The organism is Paenibacillus sp. FSL M7-0656, assembly GCF_038003225.1.
Taxonomy (GTDB): domain Bacteria; phylum Bacillota; class Bacilli; order Paenibacillales; family Paenibacillaceae; genus Paenibacillus; species Paenibacillus amylolyticus.
Genome location: NZ_JBBOOT010000001.1, coordinates 1,411,788 through 1,433,546, shown reverse-complemented (window position 1 = coordinate 1,433,546; position 21,759 = coordinate 1,411,788). Strand labels below are relative to the sequence as shown.

Annotated in this window: 16 protein-coding genes; 15 read left to right on the top strand and 1 reads right to left on the bottom strand. The window is 45.4% G+C overall.

Translation table 11 applies throughout. From position 1 onward, the window contains the following. Window positions 1–8 precede the first annotated feature (8 nt). The 14 genes from MHI01_RS05940 to infC all read left to right on the top strand — a co-directional run bounded on the left by MHI01_RS05940 (window position 9) and on the right by infC (window position 17,743). Complete coding sequence (locus tag MHI01_RS05940; RefSeq protein WP_340982752.1) at window positions 9–2,231, top strand: class I SAM-dependent methyltransferase; 2,223 nt, start codon at window positions 9–11, stop codon at window positions 2,229–2,231. Beyond that, window positions 2,231–2,806 carry a histidine phosphatase family protein gene (locus MHI01_RS05935; protein ID WP_047844272.1) on the top strand — a complete coding sequence of 192 codons (576 nt, stop codon included), beginning with the start codon at window positions 2,231–2,233 and terminating at the stop codon, window positions 2,804–2,806. Before MHI01_RS05940 ends, MHI01_RS05935 begins: the two co-directional genes overlap by 1 nt. Before the next feature lie 60 nt (window positions 2,807–2,866). Next, window positions 2,867–3,529, top strand: a complete 663-nt coding sequence (locus MHI01_RS05930) for a 3'-5' exonuclease (protein ID WP_282321701.1) — start codon at window positions 2,867–2,869, stop codon at window positions 3,527–3,529. 22 nt (window positions 3,530–3,551) lie between these two features. Continuing rightward, complete coding sequence (locus MHI01_RS05925) at window positions 3,552–3,926, top strand: hypothetical protein (protein WP_315370902.1); 375 nt, start codon at window positions 3,552–3,554, stop codon at window positions 3,924–3,926. A gap of 178 nt (window positions 3,927–4,104) precedes the next feature. Further along, window positions 4,105–5,109, top strand: a complete 1,005-nt coding sequence (locus tag MHI01_RS05920) for an ABC transporter substrate-binding protein (RefSeq protein WP_036608793.1) — start codon at window positions 4,105–4,107, stop codon at window positions 5,107–5,109. Window positions 5,110–5,400: 291 nt separating this feature from the next. Then, on the top strand, window positions 5,401–6,879 hold the full coding sequence (locus MHI01_RS05915; RefSeq protein ID WP_340390227.1) for an AraC family transcriptional regulator: 1,479 nt from the start codon (window positions 5,401–5,403) through the stop codon (window positions 6,877–6,879). A 219-nt stretch (window positions 6,880–7,098) separates the two neighbouring features. Then, window positions 7,099–7,572, top strand: coding sequence for a hypothetical protein (locus MHI01_RS05910; protein WP_340390229.1), 474 nt, complete (start codon window positions 7,099–7,101; stop codon window positions 7,570–7,572). Between the two features lie 366 nt (window positions 7,573–7,938). Continuing rightward, window positions 7,939–8,973, top strand: a complete 1,035-nt coding sequence (locus MHI01_RS05905; protein ID WP_340390231.1) for a fibronectin type III domain-containing protein — start codon at window positions 7,939–7,941, stop codon at window positions 8,971–8,973. Window positions 8,974–9,234: 261 nt separating this feature from the next. Next, entirely contained in the window at window positions 9,235–11,607 is a 2,373-nt protein-coding gene (locus tag MHI01_RS05900) for a putative PEP-binding protein (RefSeq protein ID WP_340982751.1), read from the top strand. Between the two features lie 115 nt (window positions 11,608–11,722). Continuing rightward, window positions 11,723–13,660, top strand: a complete 1,938-nt coding sequence (locus MHI01_RS05895) for an LTA synthase family protein (protein WP_340982750.1) — start codon at window positions 11,723–11,725, stop codon at window positions 13,658–13,660. A gap of 234 nt (window positions 13,661–13,894) precedes the next feature. Further along, the gene (locus MHI01_RS05890; RefSeq protein ID WP_340390234.1) at window positions 13,895–14,902 is read left to right on the top strand and encodes an LLM class flavin-dependent oxidoreductase; all 1,008 of its coding nucleotides are present in this window, start codon (window positions 13,895–13,897) and stop codon (window positions 14,900–14,902) included. Between the two features lie 99 nt (window positions 14,903–15,001). Then, window positions 15,002–15,754, top strand: a complete 753-nt coding sequence (locus MHI01_RS05885) for a metallophosphoesterase family protein (RefSeq protein ID WP_340032774.1) — start codon at window positions 15,002–15,004, stop codon at window positions 15,752–15,754. A gap of 444 nt (window positions 15,755–16,198) precedes the next feature. Next, the gene (locus tag MHI01_RS05880; RefSeq protein ID WP_100528825.1) at window positions 16,199–17,131 is read left to right on the top strand and encodes a manganese-dependent inorganic pyrophosphatase; all 933 of its coding nucleotides are present in this window, start codon (window positions 16,199–16,201) and stop codon (window positions 17,129–17,131) included. A 120-nt stretch (window positions 17,132–17,251) separates the two neighbouring features. Continuing rightward, window positions 17,252–17,743, top strand: coding sequence for a translation initiation factor IF-3 (infC, locus tag MHI01_RS05875; RefSeq protein WP_047842654.1), 492 nt, complete (start codon window positions 17,252–17,254; stop codon window positions 17,741–17,743). Window positions 17,744–17,931: 188 nt separating this feature from the next. Here the strand turns inward: infC and MHI01_RS05870 are convergent, their stop codons facing one another. Continuing rightward, on the bottom strand, window positions 17,932–18,756 hold the full coding sequence (locus tag MHI01_RS05870) for a protein-glutamine gamma-glutamyltransferase (protein WP_076327827.1): 825 nt from the start codon (window positions 18,754–18,756) through the stop codon (window positions 17,932–17,934). 210 nt (window positions 18,757–18,966) lie between these two features. Here MHI01_RS05870 and MHI01_RS05865 point away from each other — a divergent pair, with 210 nt between their 5' ends. Beyond that, window positions 18,967–21,714, top strand: a complete 2,748-nt coding sequence (locus MHI01_RS05865; protein ID WP_340982749.1) for a PAS domain-containing hybrid sensor histidine kinase/response regulator — start codon at window positions 18,967–18,969, stop codon at window positions 21,712–21,714. The last annotated feature ends 45 nt before the right edge of the window (window positions 21,715–21,759 follow it).

The window sequence follows — 21,759 nt, the reverse complement described above, 5'->3', positions numbered from 1 at the left end:
ACATATTTATGCTGCATTCATTAAAGGCCATACAATCATACAAGTCAGGTAATACGCCGGAAGCCCAGCAGCTATGGCTGCAACTGCTGGCAGCAGCGGAGAAACCCCATATTAACCTCGAACGCATTCATTCCATTGCCGAACTTGAGGGAACAAATCCAGTACTGGACTACACCGAGCGTACACTGCATGTGTTGGAGGAGCTTCAGGTTTCTTTTTGGGTGCGAGAAATTCTGGAAGACGTATTAACCTGGTCAGAGACGGCGAAGGCCGGATCACGGGAGCAACGGCGGGTATGGCAAAAGCAGGGCGTTAACTTGTTTGTACACAATGTGGGGTCCGCTCAGTTATATGACTTATACGCAGTGGCAGAGCACCTGGATAATGACATCGATAAGACCAAGGAGACGAGTATATATCAACTTGGTTCTCCGAGTGGTGCTCTAAGTAACAATGCGGATATAAGCGAGCATGATGCGCTGAATACACACACTCCAAGGCATGAGATTATACGTACTCTAATTGCTACACATGGACTTATTGGTCAATACATACGGGGTGAGATTCCATTTGCCGAAAATGCTCCGCTTCACGGCTTGATCGTCAAAGGATGGCTTACTACAGATGAATTGCACACCATACTGATGGCATTAAATGAGTGCATTATTGCAGGCGTTGATCGAGCGTTATGGAATCAGGTTCAGGCTGAGGTACAGCGAATTGTAGGCTGGATTATCACCGGACCGAATCATGAGGACTGGAGCGTGAAGGAACGGTTATCCCGCTTAAGAAGTTCATCCATTCGGCAAGGAGAAGCTATGGATACGGCTTATGCCAGGCTCCAAACGGAACTGGATGTAGAACAGGCGCTGGCTCCGCTGGCTCATCGCACATTATGGTATGTGGAGTCGGCCATGCAGGATTTTTCGTTGCAGGAGATGGTGAAAGTGTTCCTGTTGACACTTCGCAGCGAGAGAATGCATCCAACATCCATGGAGAGTCGATCTGAAATCGTTCGCCATATCAGCTTTGAACCATTGATGAATACGATGTATTACGACTATAAGGGCGTCAAGAAGCTCAATATTTACAAGAAACGAATGATTGAAAAATATTTGGAACAGTATTCGTGGGAACAGATTGTGGCAGGGGAGCAGATCGTCTATCCCCATCTAACCCATCGCATTGAACGTCATACGGATCTGCCGGATACATTATTCGTGACCTTCGAATTTTCTCCGGCTGCCGAGAAGCTGATTGCATTCTGTATTGAAGCGGAGAAGTCGCCGTTATACGAGAAGGCTGTACTGCTGTTATTTGACCTGTTCGGATTACGCCGGGATGCGTATGATCGTTTCCACAACGAAGAGACGTATTTGTCCGATATGAACAGCTCCGGTGATTACAAAAAAGTACTGCTCGACTATATCGTTGGTAAACGAGTACTGGATATTGGTCCAGGTGGAGGAATTCTGCTGGATCTGATTGAGCAGGAAAAACCGGAAGTGGAGCCGATTGGTATCGATATCTCAGCCAATGTCATTGAAGCGCTGGAACGCAAAAAACAACGTGAGGGACATCGCTGGCAAGTGATGAAGGGCGATGCCCTACAACTGGAGCAATATGTGCAGCCGGGCACAGTGGATACGGTTATTTTTTCATCCATTCTGCATGAATTATATTCATATATTGAACTGGACGGTCGAAGATTTAATTCCGATACGGTTGTAGCAGCGCTGAGAAGTTCATTCCGTGTGCTGTCACCTGGAGGAAGAATTCTGATTCGGGATGGGATCATGAGTGAGCCGGAGGCGCAGAAGCGCCGGATTCGTTTCCTGGAACCGGATGGGATGCGCTGGCTGGAGCGGTATGCAGAGGATTTTCAGGGACGTGCAATTCAATATGAGCGGGTCTCAGACAATGAGGTCGTATTGCCGATCAACGATGCAATGGAGTTTCTCTACACCTATACGTGGGGCGAAGAGGCATACGTGCATGAAGTTCAGGAACAGTTCGGTATATTCACGCCGACAGCCTATGAGAACTGTATTCGAGAAGCGCTGGGTGAACAAGCCGAGATGATTACGTTCCGACATTTTCTCCAGGAGGGGTACACGGAAGCACTTGGAGAACGAATGATCTTCATGAAGGAAAATGGTGAGCCTGCGCCTTTGCCAGACAGTACCTGCCTGATTGTCATTGAGAAGAAAAAAGGGGTGGCGGATGGATGATGAGTGAGGCCAGTACGTTTTTATATTTTGTCAGACATGCGGAGTCTCGATATGTTGAAGGACAGGAACGCGAGCGTGGACTGACAGAGCAAGGTCATCAAGATGCGGGAACGGTTGCCAGTCTGCTCCATGGGGAGCAGATTCAACTGTTTTATTCTAGCCCCTACAGGCGAGCGGTAGATACGATTCAGATTCTGGCAGATTGGTCAGATGGAATTGTGGTGACAGAGGAAGATTTGCGTGAACGCCAGTTGTCGAGTTCAGATGTGAAGCATGCTAATTTTCGTGAAGCCAAGCAGCAGTTGTACCGTGATCCTACGTATGCGTATTCAGGTGGGGAGTCTGGTGAACAGGCTCGCTCAAGGGCAGTAGCGGTAATTGAGAAAATTTTGGATAAACATGTGGGTCACAAGGTAGTCATCGGAACCCATGGAGATGTAATGACACTTATTTTACAACACTATGATTCTTCCTACGGGTATGACTTTTGGGAGAGTACTACGATGCCGGATATTTTTAAATTGCAGTTTGATGGAACGCGCAAGTTGGTCCAGGTCACCCGATTGTGGGAGTGACAGAGTTATATATGAGAAATGCATTTGCCAGAATGATAGTGGGGAGGAGTGAGTTGGCGGATGAAAATTACGCTTTTGCCTGATACATACTTTATTGAAAATCTAAGCGTATCTCCATTACAGGATAGAATGTACTGCATATTTGATCTCGAAGGTACAGGCATTAATCCTGTGGTGGAGAGTGTGACTCAATTTGGTGCGATGCATTACCAAAGAGGTCAACAATGCAAGACAACATTTTCTTCACTAACACGCGCGAACAAACCAATACCAGAACCTGTGGCGAAATTAACAGGAATTTCGAATGAGGAAATGTTGGAGGCTCCGTCGTTCGTAGAAGCATTTCAGGAATTTCAGAAATTTATTGGTGATAACGTTCTTGTGACACAAGCTGGATATGAGTATGACCTACCCATCTTGAAGCGGCATTGTGATGAGTATGGGCTTCCGATGTTGACCAACCCGGTGCTCGATACAAAAGCGATGTTCACCTACATTCATCCTGAGATTAACGAGGTCGTTTCTACAGATTTTCTGATTCGGTATTACGATCTGAATACAGATGGAATTCACAGGCACAATGCTTTGGCAGATTGTGGTGTGATCGCTGGTATCTTTGAAAGTATCCTTAGCGAATATGAGGAACTTCAATTGGATCATTTTACAGCCGATCCAAAGCAGATGATGAAACGTTTCGTTATACCAGAGATGTATCTGACTTGACGAGGAACTGGAGGAGAGATCAATGAGCAAAACGGATGTGGAGAAGCTACTGTTGGATCTTAACGAGGGACAGATTCTGACCCAGCAGACATTCGAAGGATTGGATGTGGAAATTTACTTGGATGAAAGGGATGCTTCTGCATTTGCTGACGAGTGGATGCAAGCTTTTGTACGATGGGCTCAAGATACCGCGGTAGCTGAAGAAGAGGTGCTGCGCGCATGCAGGGAACAGGCGTTTAAACAAACCTTGGCTCTCACCGGCGAACCTGAGTTAGCGGGGTATGTGAGTGATGATATGGGTTTAATTGGTGCTGCATTGTTACAGGGTACGGCGAACGATTTCTTTGTGGATCAGTTGTTGGAAAGTTACCGTCAAGGCAGGTTGCCCCTGCGATAAGCGGGGGAGGACCAACAGGGTTGTTTTCGTTTGTATAAAAAAACAGCATCAAATGTACATTGTGGGTCGGCTGAGGCATAAGGTACAATTCACCTAAGCAATCGATGAGAATGATAATCATTATATGTGAGATATTCTCACGGTTACATCAACAGATCACATAGGGGTGAAGGGTAACATGGTAGGTTTAGTTAAAGGTTTCAAAGGGTGGACGATTACATTACTGCTCATGGGTCTGGTTATTTCAGGATGTAGTACAAATACCGCTACGAATGCGGAACAGACTCCTGCAACTGCAACTGAAAGTGCGGCTTCTGGAGAAAATACTTCTGGAACCGAGACAGAGCCTGCGACACGAGTTGTACAGGATGAATTTGGAGATGTGACAATTCCGGTTCAACCACAGCGGATTGCTGGAATATATGTGGAAGATTATTTGAAGGCGCTTGATATTACACCTGTAGTGCAGTGGTATAACCCGATGTGGGGTGTACAGGATTATTTAGGACTGGATGTTCCTCAATTTGATACTACGGGGAGTATTGAAGCTTTGTTGGAATATGATCCGGATCTCATCATTGTAGATGGTGGGGTAGATATGGAGAAATATGAGATGTACTCCAAGGTGGCACCGACATATCGTCTGCCTGAGAGCGTACTGCAGGATTCGAATCAAATTTTGAAAACCATTGCCGATGTTGTAGGGAAACCGGACAAGGGTGAAGAAGTTGCTGCGGCATTTAAGGCCAAGATTGCAGATGCTAAGGCGAAGTTGCAGGAAGCGGTTGGAGACGAGACTGTCGCAGTTGTCCGACTGAATGTTAACGATGATACACTGGCACTGTTCGGTGTGAAAAATCGGTTCACCGGATTTATTTATTCGGAGCTTGGCCTAACACCTCATCCTCTGGTTAACAAGATGGAAGAATACCAGGAAATTCTGTCTGAAGAGGCCGTGCCGCAACTTGATGCAGATCATCTTATTGTGTTCCCTTCCAATGGTGAATGGTCTTCTCCTGAGAACAAGGAAGCCTTGAAGGTACTTGACAGCAAATTGTGGAAATCTCTTCCGGCCGTTAAGAACAATCAGGTATATATTATGGAAAGATCACATTGGCAATCAGGTGCGATTACAGCAAATTCCATGAAAATTGATGATCTCTTGGAAAAATTGACTCCATAATTGAATCGATTACTTAAAGAAAGTTCTTCAGCCAGGGTTGAAGAGCTTTCTTTTTTCGTATACACTATTTTAAATGATAATAATTCTCAGTTAAGGACGATGAACATGTGCCCTACGATAATACAACTGATCCCCAAGCCCTGGCTATGCTCACTTCAGCATATGGAATACGTAGATCACCATCAATCTCATATCGATAAACGTTTGTTATACAGAACGTCGTCTTCACACGCTATTTTTGTTGTAACGTCTGGGAAGGGTTCAATAGTTTGCTCAGATCGGGAATCTCATTTGGAAAAAGGAATGATTATGTTTGTTCCGGCTGGAACATCCGTTAAAATAGAAGGTTCGCCTTGGACAGAAAGTGAATTGCAGTATTATAAGCTTGATCTGATGGTGGCTGAGTTAAGCGAAGATATTTCGAACGCTTTGTCTAGAAGAAACACGGAGGAGCAGCAGGAACTTTTCCAAAGTTCAGATTCTTCGACATTTTTACCTCTTATGCAACTCAGCTTCAGTCCGTGGAGTTCTTGTCTGGAAGCCTTGGAACAAATACTGCGTCAACAGGTCACTGGCGATTGGCTGGAGCAATGGGAGGTACAGCTTCGTTTCCAAGAGTGGTTCCGTGCCTTAATTCGCCAGAGTGCCCCCGAAACAGAAGTACCCGATGATCGTGCCCGTCTTCAAAGTTCAATTCGTTATATTGGCGACCACTATGATCAGACGATAACCGTGGATGAGCTCGCGGCAGATATTGGTCTTACCAGAGCCAGCTACACTCGGCAATTCAAAAAAATTACGGGCAAACTCCCGCTTGAATATGTAAATGCGGTTCGGCTTGAACGCTCGAAGCAACTATTGCAGCTCACAGATGATCGCATCCATGAAATTGCACAGAATGTGGGATTTAGCAGCGAGTATTATTTTGGCCGCCGATTTAAGCAATATGCTGGTATTTCACCTGGACTATACCGCCGTCATCACCGTCAAGAGGTTCGTGTCTTTGCTCCGTATCTGGAGGACTTTGTGTTGGCTCTTGGCGTAAAACCCGTATTGCAATGTTCGCATCACTCCTGGGGTAGACAGCATTATTTGGGATTGGATGACGTACCTGAATTTGATGTGAGCCAGATGGATGCGCAGTTTAATCTATGCAATGTACCTGATTTTATCATGCTGGATAAGGGATATGATCGATGGAATCTGGACCGCTTTGAGCAGGTAGCACCTACATTTTACGTAGATCATCTGGGGGAGGATTGGCGCTCTATTTTGAGATCGACCGCCGATGTATTGGGAAAAGTGAATCGGGTTCAAGATGTAATTGGTGCGTATGAGGACAAGGCAATGGAAGCTAAGAGCCGGTTAGCACGTTATATGCGTGGTCAGACGGTAGCTTTTTTGCGTATATCTGCTTCGGATATTACTCTCTATGGGGATCAGCAGGGTTACGTTGGGCCTGTAATTTATCAGGATCTTGGACTGACTCCGCACTCCCGTGTACAGCAATGGACAAGACACGAGCGGAGGATTTTCATTGGATTGGACCAGTTAAGTCAGCTTCATGCGGATCACTTGTTGATTACATTTGACACTGGAAATTCTGCCAAACCTGGAGATGAGCGCGAACTACTCGAAAGGGATGAATGGAAACGTCTGCCTGCGGTGAAGAGCGGCAATGTGTATGAAGTGGATTTCATGTCGTGGATGAACTACGGTGTGATCTCTCATGGGAAGAAGATTGAGGATATATTGCGGTTTATGGCTTGAGGGATCGCATCCTGGTGCACCAATTTAAGATGGAAGAAATGTCATAGGGTTAAGACGCTATTTCTTAGCAGTGTTCCGCGAGGTAAATGGAGACATGAGAGACCCGAAAGCAGAAGGATAAGTGTGGTAGTTTGGGAAAAATAATTCCGAAGACAATGGTAAAAGGGGTTGTCAGTATTTTGATGGCGGCCCTCTTATTTTGTTTGAAAGGATGAGTTTATGGATGTTGTATCTGAAGTTTTTACTCAAATAGGTCAAACTGCAGTGATAGTGGGTGGGGCTGGTTGGCTTACAAAGTCCATATTTTCTAGTTGGCTCAATAAAAATGTTGAATCCCACAAATCCGAATTAAATAAATCAGTGGAGCAATATAAGTATGAAATTCAAAGAGAGTTGCAGTTGCATCAAATTAGAAATATTAAATTGCATAATGATCGGGCAGAAGTGATAAAAATTATGTATAGCCATTTAGTGAAAATGGAGCATTGGTTGGTGCAAACTTTTTGGCCAAAAGAGTACATAGGGCCATTATACCTTGAAGATAGAGCAAAAGAGGCATACAAAGCTGTTGGAGAATTTCTGAGGTTTTATCAGCTTAATAAGATATTTTTCGGTAAGTCTACTTGCGAAAGTATAGATATGCTAATTAAGGAGTCCTTGCGTATTATAGAAGCTATGAGAGATTCACATTAATAGACGGCACTGAAGACTCGCAAGTAAGACAAAAAGATGTATGGCACGATGCATGGAACTCTATAAATGCATCCATACCTCATTGAAAGAAGAGTTAGAGAATGATTTCAGACAATTAATGGGGGTACTTTAACTTCAATTATACATAAGGCTTTTTTTTTCGTATCTCTATGTATCTTATTAGATGCAATGTAATTAAACTCAGTTTTTATGAATAGAAACGAGTATTTTGTGAAGTGTAAAATCCAATAAAAAATAAAATTTCAAGAAATTAGCTGATATTTATAGATCAGCAAGTTTATGTTTAGACGTTAATCTGGAAGGTCGCTATAGTTAGTTCAAGAATAATGAATAAGGAGATTAACGATGAAAAAAAATTGTTTGGCGTTTATGACTGTTTTGCTTATAGTACTGTTGTTTTCTCAGTCGACAACAAGAGCGGCATCTCCATTGAGTAATAAGGTAGATGGCATGCTTGGATTTTCTCCACCTACAGGAACTGAAGTTAAGGCAAGTAGTGAGTATTCTATTTACGTTGCGAAAAATGTAATTGATAGGAAATTAAAAAACGAATGGAATGCTGGTACATATAATGGTAGCATAGAGCTTAAATTTCCCGAGCCAACTGAGTTAAACTTTGTTCATATTAGCACTGCAGCAGAGCCTATTAGAGCGGTTTCATATCAAATATATGGTCTAAAGGATGGAAAATGGACCGCTATAAGTCAAAAAGAAACACAATCATTATCAGAAAGGTTCAACACACCTCCGCCAATTAAAGTTACACAAGGAAAATACGAAGGAATAAAGATTGATGGAGAAGGCGGGTCTTCTTGGTTGGCAATTGATGAGATAACTTTAGGTATTTTAGAAGATATTAGATTAAATGGTTCCGTTAAAGGAACGACTGCCACCTTAAATTGGAATACAATAAATGATGCAACAGGATATAAACTGCAATATGGTACTGATTCAGGGAGTTATAAAGATTCGGTTACAATTGAAGGGAAAGAAAGTTCAGTTTACCAAGTGCCTAATTTAGAATACGGTAAAACTTACTACTTTCAAATTGTTGCCATATTTAATGGAGTGGAAACCGTAATTTCCAATGAAGTTGTATTAGCTGTGAATGAGAAGGAGACCGACACTCCAACACCAGAACAACCTCCTGGCGACCGTGCGATTCTCGTCGTTACCATGACAACAGGTTTGGAGAAAGAATTCGACCTAAGCATGAAAGAAGTAAATGATTTCATCAACTGGTATGAAGCCAAGCAAGCGGGAAGCGGAAAAGCATCGTATGCGATCAATAAACACGACAACAACAAAGGGCCATTTAAGAGTCGGAAGGATTATATCCTGTTTGATCGGGTGTTGACGTTTGAGGTAAGTGAATACTAAAAAATGTGAAGTTCCTCCAGCTTAGCTGAAGGGGCTTCTTTTTGCTTCCCAGTGATGAATGAGCCAATACAATTACCCGAAAGGCTTGTTTCATCTTATTTTAGTGTAGCGTTTACAAAAAAACAGGATAACGAGCACAAAATGCAAAAGCGGATGTCCTTGACTGAACGATTGTGACATACCATTAGAGTGAAGGCTGATCTGTAACGCAGGGATTGAAGCCTTCAAGCATAGCCATGAATGGCGGATGGGAGAGCTGTAATGACAAAACGGGTAATTCTGTTGGAAGAAGGTACGGCAGAGATGAAAGGGCTAATGGGCAGTAAAGGGGCTGATCTTGCAGAACTTATCCATGCAGGGTGGTCTGTCCCAGCCGGATTTGTGGTCACAACGGAATGCTGTCGCGAGTTCTGTACCCGTCTTGGACATCTTTCCGGTGAAGGAGAGGAAGAGATTATTAACGCGATCCGGCATCTGGAACAGCAAACCGGGAAGTTCTTCGGACATTCGGTGAACCCGCTACTACTCGCGGTACGTACGGACCAGGATCGAACCTCAGCAACTGCGACACAATCACTGCTCAATGTTGGTCTGAATGATGTTACTGTGGAAGGACTCGCACGTCAAACTGGTGATCGGTTGTATGCACTCCAATGTTATCTAGATTACTTAGAGGAATATGGACAGCTGGTATATGCAATTCCGTCTGAATCTTTCACAGAAATATCGAGTCACGTCAAGGGTCGGGATGAAACGGAACTTGAATTAACCATTACCGAGTTTAAATATTTGATCGAAGGGGAGGGGCGTAACCCTTTTCCTCAAGATGTTCAAATTCAATTCAAAGAAGCAGTACGTGCGGTATATCATTCACAGCGTATTAAAGCATCCAGATCTCAGGACGAGATCATGCGTAAATCATATTACATCTCTTCGGAGCAAAGCGCTCCTGTTCTTATACAGACGATGATGCATGGAAAATGTGGAGAATCAAGCGGGATCGGAACAATATATACGTGTAACCCACTTACAGGAGAAAAGGGAATTACAGGACAATATGTCCCAACCGGGAACGCGAGCCAGACAGATCACAGCCTGGAGCGTTTACGGAATGACGAACCTGAGCTGTACACAAGTTTGCTGGAGATAGGTAGCCAGCTGGAGACGCATAAGGGAGAAGTGCAGGAAATCACCTTTGTGATTGAATCCGGCGCGTTGTATGTTGTGCAGACCCAGCCCGCACGATTATCCTCAACAGCCACACTGAGGAGTACTGTGGATTTTGTCCATGAAGGACTCCTCACCAAGGAGGATACACTTCTTCGCATCGAACCTGCGCATATCACGGAAGTGTTGAAGCAACACTACACAGATTCTAACAGCGAAGCGAGCAATGGACATCTGCCCATACAGATCCAGCCAGTAACTAATGATGAATGTCCAGCTTATAACAACTCAGATTCACTTTTATCAGCAGATCTGCAACTACTGTTCAAGTGGGCTGATGAAGTGAAAGAGCTGAAGGTACTGGCCAATGTAGATCATCCACAGGATGCCATGACAGCACGGCTACAAGGGGCCGAGGGAATAGGTCTATGCCGGACGGAGAACATGCTGTTATCACCTGCGCGGTTACCATTTGTACAAAAAATGATTCTGGCTGACAGCGAATCCGAGCGCAGGCGTGGTTTGGAGCGTCTGTTGCCGATGCAGCAGTCTGATTTTGAACAGATATTCGAAGCGATGGATGGATACCCGGTAACGATACGTTTGCTCGATTCGCCGTTGCATGAACTGTTACCGGATCTGGGAGTGTTGGAGAAACGACGTGAGTGGTTACAAGCAGAGGAGTGGCAGGAGCAAAAAGACCATCAGGTTGAACTGGAGGAACTGGAGCGTGTCATTCGCAGAGTCTCTGAATTGCATGAACATAATCCGACATTGGGGCAACAGGCTTGTCGGCTGAGTACGGTATTCCCGGAAATCGTTGATATGCAGCTGGAAGCGATATTCCGCGCAGCGGTGAAAGGCATCCGGGAAGGCTGGTGGGTACGTCCCGAGATTATGATCCCGCAGATCGGTCATGTGCATGAACTTCAGGTGATGAGAGACCTGGTGGATCATGTGGCTGACCAAGTGCTGGGTGAAGAAAAGCGGCATTGTCTCTATAGAGTAGGGGCGATGATCGAAGCTCCGAGAGCGGCGCTGACGGCGACTCATATTGCACGCCAGGCTGACTTTTTCTCGTTTGGCACGGATGAGCTGACAGAGATGACATTTGGATATAGCCGTCATGAAGCTGAGAAGCGGCTCCTTCTCCTTCAACGTGATACGGACTCTCGTACGGTAACGAATAATCCATTTCATGTGTTGGACATTGAGGGAGTCGGACAACTGATTGAGATGGCGGTAGTCCAAGGTCGAATTCGAAAACCTCATCTGAAGACAGGGATCTGTGGGGAAAATGTTGTGGACCTGGAGTCGATTACGTTCTGCCACCGCATTGGACTGGATTACGTAAGCTGTTTGCCTGAACAGATCCCTTATGCACGAATTGCTGCTGCACAAGCAGCCATTAAGGCACAGAGAGAGGGAGCAGACACGCAGAACACGGATATTTCTACAATTGCGTAACGCTCACCCTGTCCTACACGGAACTTCCATGGAATAGCAACCAGAAAACTGTTATACTGAAATATGCGTTTTGTAAAATGAACGTAAAATTTCAGGGTAAGGGTTGAAAGCGACCATGTATAATTCCAAAAATGAACGAACTTCATCACGGACCTTATTCGCCGTGTTATTCATTCTTATGCTGCTGAAGCTGTCACTGCTGCGGTATTTCTTTTTCCAGGGTCTGTCCGGCATCGGTCTGTTAACTGACGCATTAGGCGCACTAACCGTGGTATGCCTGCTGGATCTGATCGTGCCCAAAGGCTGGAAGCGAGCAGTATACGGAGGATTCAATATTCTGTTTTCTCTGGTGTTGTTCGCGGCTACGCTGTATAACGTTCATTTCAGTTCGGTACCCACATATACCGCGCTAAGTGAGTTGGGGCAAGTTGCCCAAGTACGGGGAAGTATCGGACCACTGGTACGACCGGAGCACTTTCTGTTTTTTGCAGACATCGTACTGGCATTGCCAATATGGTTGATTATGCGCAAACGTGCTGGCGGGCGTAACCACAGTAGTTACCGCGATAGCGGTTTGACGTTTGGCAGAATTCGCAGACGTTACTGGGGCAAGCTCGGCGTTGCGCTTACTGCTGCATTCTGCATCGTGCTGTCTGGCAGTTTTATTGTCAAAGGTGAAACGATTGATAACGAGTTGGTGCGAGCCGAGAATCTCGGTTTCCTGAACTACCAGGTATCGTCTGCCATTCTGACGAGCAAAGAAAATGAGGCCATTGCCAATGGCAACATTAACGAAACCATTGCCAAGATCAATGAGCTGGTTAGCCAGTATCCGTATCAGGATAAACCAAGTGACGGTACAGCCGTGAAAGCCAAATATTTTGGTCAGGCCAAAGGTAGTAACCTGATTGTACTGCAACTGGAGTCCTTTCAGAATTTCCCGATTAATGCTTCATTGGATGGTCAGGAGTTAACACCGGTACTGAATGATCTGGCCAAAGAAAGCTATTATTTCTCTCATTTTTTCCAACAGATCGGACAGGGAAACACATCAGATGCGGAGTTCATGTCGAACACGTCTATCTATCCAACCGGAGTTGTTCCCATGTCAGCAGGGTATAGTGACCGTGAACTGCCGAGTCTTCCCAAGTTATTAGGTAAAGAAGGATATGAGTCCGAGACGTATCACGTTAATGACGTCACCTTCTGGAACCGGAACAAAATGTATCCGGCACTCGGATTCACTCGTTACTTCGACAAGCCCAGCTTCGAGAACGACAGATTCAATGACTTTGGACCATCGGATGAAGAGCTGTACCGTGTAGGTGTGGAAAAAATGACTGCGCATCAGGCTGCGACTCAGCCGTTCTATGCTCAGTTCATAACGGCATCGAGCCACTCGCCGTTTACGGTTCCCGCTGATCGTGCACGGATCACGATTCCTGCGACCATCACGAACAAGCTGCTTCACGATTATCTGCAAGCGATCAACTATACGGATTATGCCATCGGTCAACTCATTAATGAGTTGAAGGCGAACGGATTATGGGATAATACTACTTTAGTTCTCTACGGAGACCACTTTGGTCTGCCTGCTGACGAAGAGATTACACAGCAAATCCAGGCCAATCTGGGCGTTGCTTATGACGGCAAAGTAAGTCGATTCAACATCCCGTTTATGATCCACACGCCGAAACAGACCAAAGGACAATTGATCGAGCAGCCTGGCGGTCAGCTGGATATGCTGCCAACGATCATGAATCTGATGGGAGTTTCGCTCCAGGATGAGAAATTCACTGCCTTCGGACATGATCTGCTCAACATGGACCACAATGCCTTTGGTATCCGGTATTACTTGCCAACGGGTTCATTTGTCAACGATGACATTATGTTTATCCCGGGTGCGGGCTTTGACGATGGAACAGCCTATTCGCTGAAGACATACGAGACGGTAACGGATTTGGAACCGTATCGTGCCGATTATGAACATGTGCTCAGCCTGATGAAACTGTCTGACGAGTATGTGAAGTTGTTACCGAAACGTGCACCATAAATTAATTTTCTGCAATAGGTCAGATCAAAAACGTCACCAGTTCAAAAGCTGGTGGCGTTTTTTTGCATGTTTCTTGCACAAGTGTGGTAATAAAGAGGATAACTAAAGTTTGAAACTGTAATAATTAATGTTACAATGGAATGAGCAAGAATGAAGTGAGCAAAAGCGCGTAATATTCGCAGATCTCATATTCACAGAACTTATGAACCTAACAGACGAGAGGATTGAATATATATGAAACTGAGTGTACTCGAACATGGACATATCAATGAAGGACGAAGTGTACAGGATACGTTGCAGGAAACGGTGAAACTCGCACAACATGCGGATCAATTGGGGTACTCCCGGTTCTGGATGTCGGAGCATCACGGTAGTGGTGCGCTGTCATTCTCCAGTCCTGAAGTTATGATTGCACATGTGGCTGCACATACGGATCGGATTCGCGTAGGTTCCGGTGGCGTTATGTTACCTCATTATAGTGCTTATAAGGTTGCGGAGAATTTCCGTCTGCTGGAAGCTTTGCATCCGGGGCGGATTGACCTGGGGATTGGCAGAGCACCAGGCGGCATGCCGATTGCCAGCAGAGCTCTGAATGAAGGGAAATCATCGAATGTACAATTCTTTCCGCAACAGATTGCGGATCTGGGTGGATACTTCCATGAGCAATTGCCCGAGGATCATCGGTTTGCATCTCTGGTAGCCGGACCATCGGTTCTCACGGTACCAGAAGTGTGGTTGCTGGGTTCCAGCTCCGAAGGTGCAAGAATTGCTGCGGCACAAGGGACGTCGTATGCGTTTGCCCAATTCTTTGGAACACCAGGCGGCGAAGAAGCGATGAAACATTACCGCAGACATTTCAAACCGTCCATCCTGAATGACAAACCACATTCAATGATTGCTGTCTCGGCATTCTGCGCGGAGACAGAGGAAGAAGCTGCTGAACTTGCACGCAGCAATGAACTTTTCTTCTTACGCCTTGGACGAGGTCTTGAACAAAGTTCATTCCCATCTCTGGAGACGGTGAACAACTATCCATACACAGCGATGGAGATGGAACAGATTCGTCAACGTCGTTCTTTTTCCATCGTGGGAACACCGGATCAGGTGAAAGACAAAATTACCGCAATGGCTGAACGCCATGAAGCAGATGAAGTCATTATTGCATCAGCGGTCCATTCGTTTGAAGCACGTCTGCGCTCATTCGGCTTGATTGCAGAAGCCTTTGGACTCAAGCAGGACTAATGGTAAGCAAGCGGGAATAACTACTCTGAACAGACTGGAATCTTGCTCATGCAAGGTTCCAGTTATACTCTTGCGTGATCAGGGAGAGGAGAGATTCACATGCGCAGATGTGTCATTAGTGATATTCATGGCTGTTACGATGAATTTAATGCACTGCTTAAGCTTGCAGATTATAATCCGCAGCAGGATGAATTGATTTTACTTGGTGATTATGTGGATCGCGGTCCAAGCAGCAAACAGGTCATCGAACAGATTATGCAGCTTCAGCAACAGCACGATATTATGGTGATTAAAGGCAATCACGATGCCATGATGGTCAAGGCGTTAACCCAGGATGTTGAGCAATATGATCAACACTGGATTCGTAATGGCGGATTACAGACGATGGCAAGTTATCTGGATCTGGAACTTACTTATGATGAGCAACAGATAGATTGGGAAGCTTATGCTGAAGCCAAAAAGTGGATACGTACACACTATGAACACCATCTTCGTTTTCTGGAACAGCTTCCGCTGGTGTACGAGATTCCGGGTTATATTTTTGTGCATGCCGGGATCAACCCGGATATCGAGGATTGGAGAAGCCAGTCCGAGCGGGACTTCATTTGGATTCGTGAATCATTCTATTCCAGACCAACAACGATTAGAGAGACGGTCGTATTTGGACACACCCCCGTGAAGCATTTGCATGATGAGACAGGCATTTGGTTTGACCCGAGCGGAGACAAAATTGGCATTGATGGTGGTTGTGCCTACGGAGCACAACTGAACCTGCTGGAGATTAGCGAGGACGGCAGTCTACAGACCTTTTTTGTACGGCAAGGGCAGAGCGCGGAAGAGCCTGAGATTTAATGTTTTCGTTGCGTATCAGAGTTTCGTATGCTAATTTATAAGGTTGTACGATGGAATAAATAGGATACATACCATATCAGCTTGAGGGGAATGAACCAAGTTTGGCTATTTTCCAAAATGACTTGCCTGAGAATGATTTGCAATTAATTCGCTGTAAAGGGATTGGAATTTAGCCTTATTAGCGCTATAATCAGTAAGGTATGATTGAAATATGACATATATTTTCTATATAAGTTCAACTAAACTTTTTACACGAGAACGGAGAGGACAGAAAAAAGCTGGAGAAGCGGAGCGTTCGCCTTTATCACCGGATTTTCCCTTTAAAAGGGAATCAAAAAATCTGGGGATAACAGCGATCGGAAGGTTATTCTGTCATCGGAGTGGCAAGTGTAAACATTCTTTGGTTGAACTTATATAAATCAGAATTGACGGAGGGCTATGAATATGGAAAAAGCGTTAATCTTCGGTCACAAAAATCCCGACACGGATACGATCTGTTCGGCAATCGCCTATGCGGATCTCAAAACAAAATTGGGTCAGGACGTTGAAGCTGTTCGTCTCGGCGAAGTCAATGGTGAAACCCAGTTTGCACTGGATCAATTCAAAATTGCAGCACCGCGTCTGATTAAAACCGCTGCAAATGAAGTAAACAAAGTTATTCTGGTTGACCACAACGAGCGTCAGCAAAGTGTAAGCGATATTGAGGAAGTGACTGTTGTTGAAGTTATCGACCATCACCGTATTGCTAACTTTGAGACAAGCGGACCTCTGTATTTCCGTGCAGAGCCTGTAGGTTGTACAGCAACCATTTTGAATAAAATGTACAAAGAAAATGGTATTGAAGTGAGTGCACCGATTGCTGGTCTGATGTTGTCTGCCATTATCTCCGATTCCCTGTTGTTCAAATCCCCGACTTGCACAGAGCAGGACGTAGCCGCTGCACGTGAACTGGCTGCCATTGCTGGTGTAGATGCAGACACTTATGGTCTGGACATGCTGAAAGCCGGTGCGGATCTGAGCCAAAAAACAATTGCTGAACTGATTTCCCTGGATGCCAAAGAATTCGTAATGGGTCAATCCAAAGTGGAAATTGCACAGGTTAATGCTGTTGACGTGAATGATGTTCTCGTGAAGCAACCTGAGCTTGAAGCAGCTATTGATGCGATCATTTCCAGCAAAGGTCTCGACCTGTTTGTATTTGTCGTAACAGACATTCTGAACAACGATTCCGTAGCTTTGGCATACGGTACATCCACTAAAGCAGTGGAGAAAGCCTACAATGTGACGCTGTCTGATAGCAGAGCTATCTTGAAAGGCGTAGTATCACGCAAATCACAAATTGTACCGGTTCTGACGGAAGCATTCAACACGCTGTAAATCAAACCGATTGGCATATTCATACGCTGATATGTATTACAAATAAGTAGCAACACCATCCTAGCCTGCTCTGATCCGTAAATGGTCAGGACAGGCTTTTGATGTAGAGGAGGAAGAATGATGATCAAAAATGAAAAGATCAAAGCAGCCGAAGTGCAGCTGACCGGCCTGAATGGTGAAGATCTGGGTGTCATGTCCACGCAGGAAGCACTTCTACTTGCGAAGCAGCATAAAGTGGATCTGGTGTGCTTGTCCTTGATGACGAGTCCACCACCATGCAAGCTGATTGGAGCTGGAGCAGCCAAAGCAGAAGCGCAACAGGCGAAGAAAAAAGCGAGTAAATCTCCCGATAAACGTAAAGTCAAGGAAATTCGCTTGAACCTTGCGATGGAAGATCATGACCGGGAGACGAAGCAGTCTCAGGCGGAGCGCATTCTGAAGAAGGGTGATTCGGTAAAACTCGTCATCCAGGTGCATGGAGCCAAAGAAGGAGTTGCAGGCAAGGAGTGGGCTGAGCAACTGAGCAAATCGCTGGCTGAATTCGGTAGCAAAACGACAGGTGTTCAGGTAAGTGGTAAACAGGTTGTTGTGCAACTGGACCCGAATGCGTAAACTGCCAGAGCGATCCTCGATGTAGCACAAAGGTAAAGCGAATGTCGATATAGTAATGATTTTTTTTTGGATGTAAAAAAGCCCAATGAGGTGGCAGGTTAACTGCTACTGTATTGGGCTTGTTTGTCATCACTTGGATTGAGGTATTGTTCGCAATTGAATGCAAAATCCGTTTCCGTTTCAGTAGTTCAGCTGCGTAAATAACGGCTGCCACCAAGTCGTACATATAACTGTCCGGGTAATACGGGCGTAGAACCAGCGGCAATATTATTCTGGCTGTTTTTGGCGAATCGGGATAAATAAAAGAAGTCCGGATAGATCACCATATCCATTAAGTAGGCGGAGACTCGGCTACCTGGAACGCGGAACTGATTCAGGGTACGTATAATCTCTTCGCCACTTGCAATACCAATGCCATGACCATAATACAAGTTCTCGCGCAGCATGAACGTATTCTCTCCCTGCCACTCGGGGGTTTCCGGAGAAACATCCGGATTTTTGAAATACAGCACATCTCCTGGCAGGGCGGTTTCGCTACCGTTTTTTTCGGTTAATCGCAGGTCACTGTCATAATGCCAGTCAAAGAGTAACAGATTGCGAAACAGGGAATTAAAGGCGTCTTCGCGAATGCTTCCCAGCACTCCACCATACAGCACAATAACGGTAGCTGTTGCACATTCAAAAGCATATAAGTGTCCATTCCTCCAGATATCCCGGATGCCGTCGGCGGGGGTCACGTTTGATCTTAGCTCAAACCCACCTTCCGCATTACGATTCCAGTAGGCAGGATTACATCTGGATTTTTCAAAGGATGCAAAACTCACACCGCTTCGATCCAGTCCTTCCGCGGCCTCCACGAGAGAGCCCCTCAAGTCCCATTCAAATCGAAGATGATCCATGGATTGGTACACATACCTCGTTGGACGATTCTGGAGTTGCTGTAACCAATACCATTCAAAATCAGACCATTCCGAGCGGTTCAGCTGGACGGGTTGATTAGCAACAATGATCATGATCCATAACCTCCGTTCCTATTCGAATATTCAACATTGTATAATCGGGAGAGCACGGGTATTGTGTAGTATATGTCGATTCATGCAGGGATTTTGCCCGATCTCGTTTATCAATCATGGCATTTGGGGTAGTACTCTATAGATGAAGTTATGTTCAGGTCTATCTATTCATACGGAATACATTCAGATTCTCATAAAGGAGGACATGTAATGTCGAAATCCATTACAGAGAGCCGATCTCTGTTCGAACAATTGTATACGCACGCACCAATCGGCATTGCTGTCGCATCGCATGTAAATGGACGGTGGTTGCAGCTTAATCCTGCATTTTGCGAGATGCTTGCATACAGTGAAGATGAACTGATCGATACTTCGGTCATACATATGATCTACGAAGAAGATCTGCATATGGAGGAATTCCGCAGCAAGTTCTGGGAAATGACTCATGAAACAAGTCCGATGTACGAGACGGAGGTTCGTCTGAAACGAAAGGACGGTTCGTTATTATGGGCAACCATTAGAGCTTGCATTGTTAGGGATGAAACAAATGGTGAGCCATTGTATCTGTTGGTACAGGCTGCTGACATTACGAAACAAAAAGATGCAGAGGAAATCCTCATTGTGCAACGTAAGCAATTGGAAGAGAGCAGTCGCATCTCTCGCCTGCTGGCGGAGTCTTCACTAGACCTGATTGCAATACATGATGCCGATTCAAGTCGTACATTTAAATATGTATCGAATGCATGTAAAACCATGTTGGGCTATGAGTTGGAAGAAGTTATAGGTAAGCCGGGAACATTTGTTATCTATCCGGAGGATGTGCCTTTGGTTGAAGCGTACGTAGAAGAGCAGAGAAAGGGTCTGGCTCCCAAACGGCTCAATTATCGCCTGTTACATAAGGATGGATCTACGGTATGGGCAGATACGATTACGCACTATGTATATGACGATTCAGGTGAATTAATGGAGATGGTCGCCGTAACCCGCGATATCACAGCCAGCCAGCAACAACAGTTAAGCATGCAGGAGTACAGATCGTTATTTGACTGTAATCCCCTAGGTGTGGCTTCTCTTGATCTGGAAGGCAATCTGCTGAAAGCCAATATGGGTCAGGAACAGTTGACAGGACACACCAAGGAGGAGCTGCTGAGTCGGCCTTTTGATCACCTCATTGATCCTGTGGATCTGGAGAAGACTCGATATCATTTTGAGGAAACGGTGAAAGGCAATGCACAGAGCTACGAGATAGGTTTAATTCACAAAAATGGGCAGCGGATTGAAACAAATGTGATTAATGTTCCTATTATACTTGAGGACAAAGTTGTTGGGATCTACGGGATTACGAGTGACATTACTGAGTCCAAACGTTACGTCGAGGAAATCGAGAATCTTAGTTATGAACGGGCATTGATTTTGAATGGCATGTCTGAAGGTGTTATTGGACTGGACCTGGAAGGGAATCTGAACTTTGCCAATCCGGCCGCTGCGGAGATCATGAACTTCTGTCCAAGTGAATTGAATGGCAGACCATTAGAGCAGATGATGATCCAAATGCAGAGCGAAGGCATCCCCTACCCATCCAAGGATACACCAATTCTACAGGCTGTTCGTGAGGGACGAGGTCTGCCACGTACCGAATCCGTATTCTGGAGACAGGATGGGTCCAGTTTCCTGGCGGAGTTCCAATTGAAGCCGATTATGGATCAGGGTAGAACCCGCGGAGCAGTGTTGGTTTTCCGTGATATGACATCTGTTAAGGACATCATACGTGCCAAGGAAGCAGCAGAGCATGCAGACCGGGCCAAGTCCGAGTTTCTCGCCATCATGAGTCATGAGCTTCGTACGCCATTAAACGGCATCATGGGCATGGCCCATCTGTTAATGGAAACCGAGCTGGATGATGAACAGAAAGGTTTTGCGGAAATCATGATTGATAGCGGCGAATCCCTTTTGTACATTTTGAACGAAATTTTGGATTTCAGCAAAATCGAAGCAGGCAAAATGGATCTTGAGCGCGCACCTGTTGATATTAAGGCGATGCTGGGTGGGGTGATCGAGCTGTTTGCACTGAAGGCATCAGAAAAAAATATTGAACTCTATTGTGAAGTGTCGGACCATATTCCTGAACGCATTCGAGGGGATGAGACACGAATCCGGCAGATTTTGATTAATCTGGTGGGTAATGCCGTTAAATTCACAGAGCAGGGCCGTATTATGGTGAGCGTAGGTGCTGATTTCTCAGATGAGCATGGTCAGGATAACCTGATGTTGACCTTTAAGGTAAGAGATACGGGCATTGGCATTCCAATAGAAAAGCAGCATCAGTTGTTCCAATCCTTCTCACAGCTTGATCCGGCCATCAATCGTAAGTTTGGCGGGACAGGTCTGGGGCTTGCGATCAGCAAAAAACTGGTGGAGTTAATGGGCGGAGCGATTGGCGTACAGAGTGAGATCGGTGAGGGGGCAGAATTCCAGTTCACCCTCGTAGTGGAGCGGTGGTTGGAGGAAAGTAATGACCCGATTGAAGTCACCACGAATGATGAACTGCAATTGGATCGAGCGAGTCTTGCCCATGACATCAAAATTTTGATTGCTGAGGATCAAGCGGTCAACAGTCATCTGTTGGAGGAGATGCTGCGCAAGTTTGGCGGAGTCTGTGATATCGTTGAGAATGGTGCACAGGCCGTCGACATATTGAACAAGGTTCAATATGACCTGGTGTTTATGGATATTCAAATGCCAGTTATGGATGGGATTGAAGCGACCTGCCACATCAGACAGAGCCACCCAGAAATACCGGTTATTGCAGCGATTACAGCTTTTGCAGGCGCCGGTGACCGTGAGGAGTGTCTGAAATGCGGAATGCAGGACTTTATCAGCAAACCGTTTCATTCCACGGAGATTAGCCGCGTACTGAATACATGGGTTCCATATATTCGCTCTCAAAGGGTGACGTAACAGAAAAATAACCTGTACCTTGAATTCAAGGTACAGGTTATTCTG

Excerpts from the sequence above, each read along its gene's own strand:
- MHI01_RS05940 (WP_340982752.1), top strand. The coding sequence starts at position 9 with ATGCTGCATTCATTAAAGGCCATACAATCATACAAGTCAGGTAATACG.
- MHI01_RS05935 (WP_047844272.1), top strand. The coding sequence starts at position 2,231 with ATGAGTGAGGCCAGTACGTTTTTATATTTTGTCAGACATGCGGAGTCT.
- MHI01_RS05930 (WP_282321701.1), top strand. The coding sequence starts at position 2,867 with ATGAAAATTACGCTTTTGCCTGATACATACTTTATTGAAAATCTAAGC.
- MHI01_RS05925 (WP_315370902.1), top strand. The coding sequence starts at position 3,552 with ATGAGCAAAACGGATGTGGAGAAGCTACTGTTGGATCTTAACGAGGGA.
- MHI01_RS05920 (WP_036608793.1), top strand. The coding sequence starts at position 4,105 with ATGGTAGGTTTAGTTAAAGGTTTCAAAGGGTGGACGATTACATTACTG.
- MHI01_RS05910 (WP_340390229.1), top strand. The coding sequence starts at position 7,099 with ATGGATGTTGTATCTGAAGTTTTTACTCAAATAGGTCAAACTGCAGTG.
- MHI01_RS05905 (WP_340390231.1), top strand. The coding sequence starts at position 7,939 with ATGAAAAAAAATTGTTTGGCGTTTATGACTGTTTTGCTTATAGTACTG.
- MHI01_RS05900 (WP_340982751.1), top strand. The coding sequence starts at position 9,235 with ATGACAAAACGGGTAATTCTGTTGGAAGAAGGTACGGCAGAGATGAAA.
- MHI01_RS05895 (WP_340982750.1), top strand. The coding sequence starts at position 11,723 with ATGTATAATTCCAAAAATGAACGAACTTCATCACGGACCTTATTCGCC.
- MHI01_RS05890 (WP_340390234.1), top strand. The coding sequence starts at position 13,895 with ATGAAACTGAGTGTACTCGAACATGGACATATCAATGAAGGACGAAGT.
- MHI01_RS05885 (WP_340032774.1), top strand. The coding sequence starts at position 15,002 with ATGCGCAGATGTGTCATTAGTGATATTCATGGCTGTTACGATGAATTT.
- MHI01_RS05880 (WP_100528825.1), top strand. The coding sequence starts at position 16,199 with ATGGAAAAAGCGTTAATCTTCGGTCACAAAAATCCCGACACGGATACG.
- infC (WP_047842654.1), top strand. The coding sequence starts at position 17,252 with ATGATCAAAAATGAAAAGATCAAAGCAGCCGAAGTGCAGCTGACCGGC.
- MHI01_RS05870 (WP_076327827.1), bottom strand. The coding sequence starts at position 18,756 with ATGATCATTGTTGCTAATCAACCCGTCCAGCTGAACCGCTCGGAATGG.
- MHI01_RS05865 (WP_340982749.1), top strand. The coding sequence starts at position 18,967 with ATGTCGAAATCCATTACAGAGAGCCGATCTCTGTTCGAACAATTGTAT.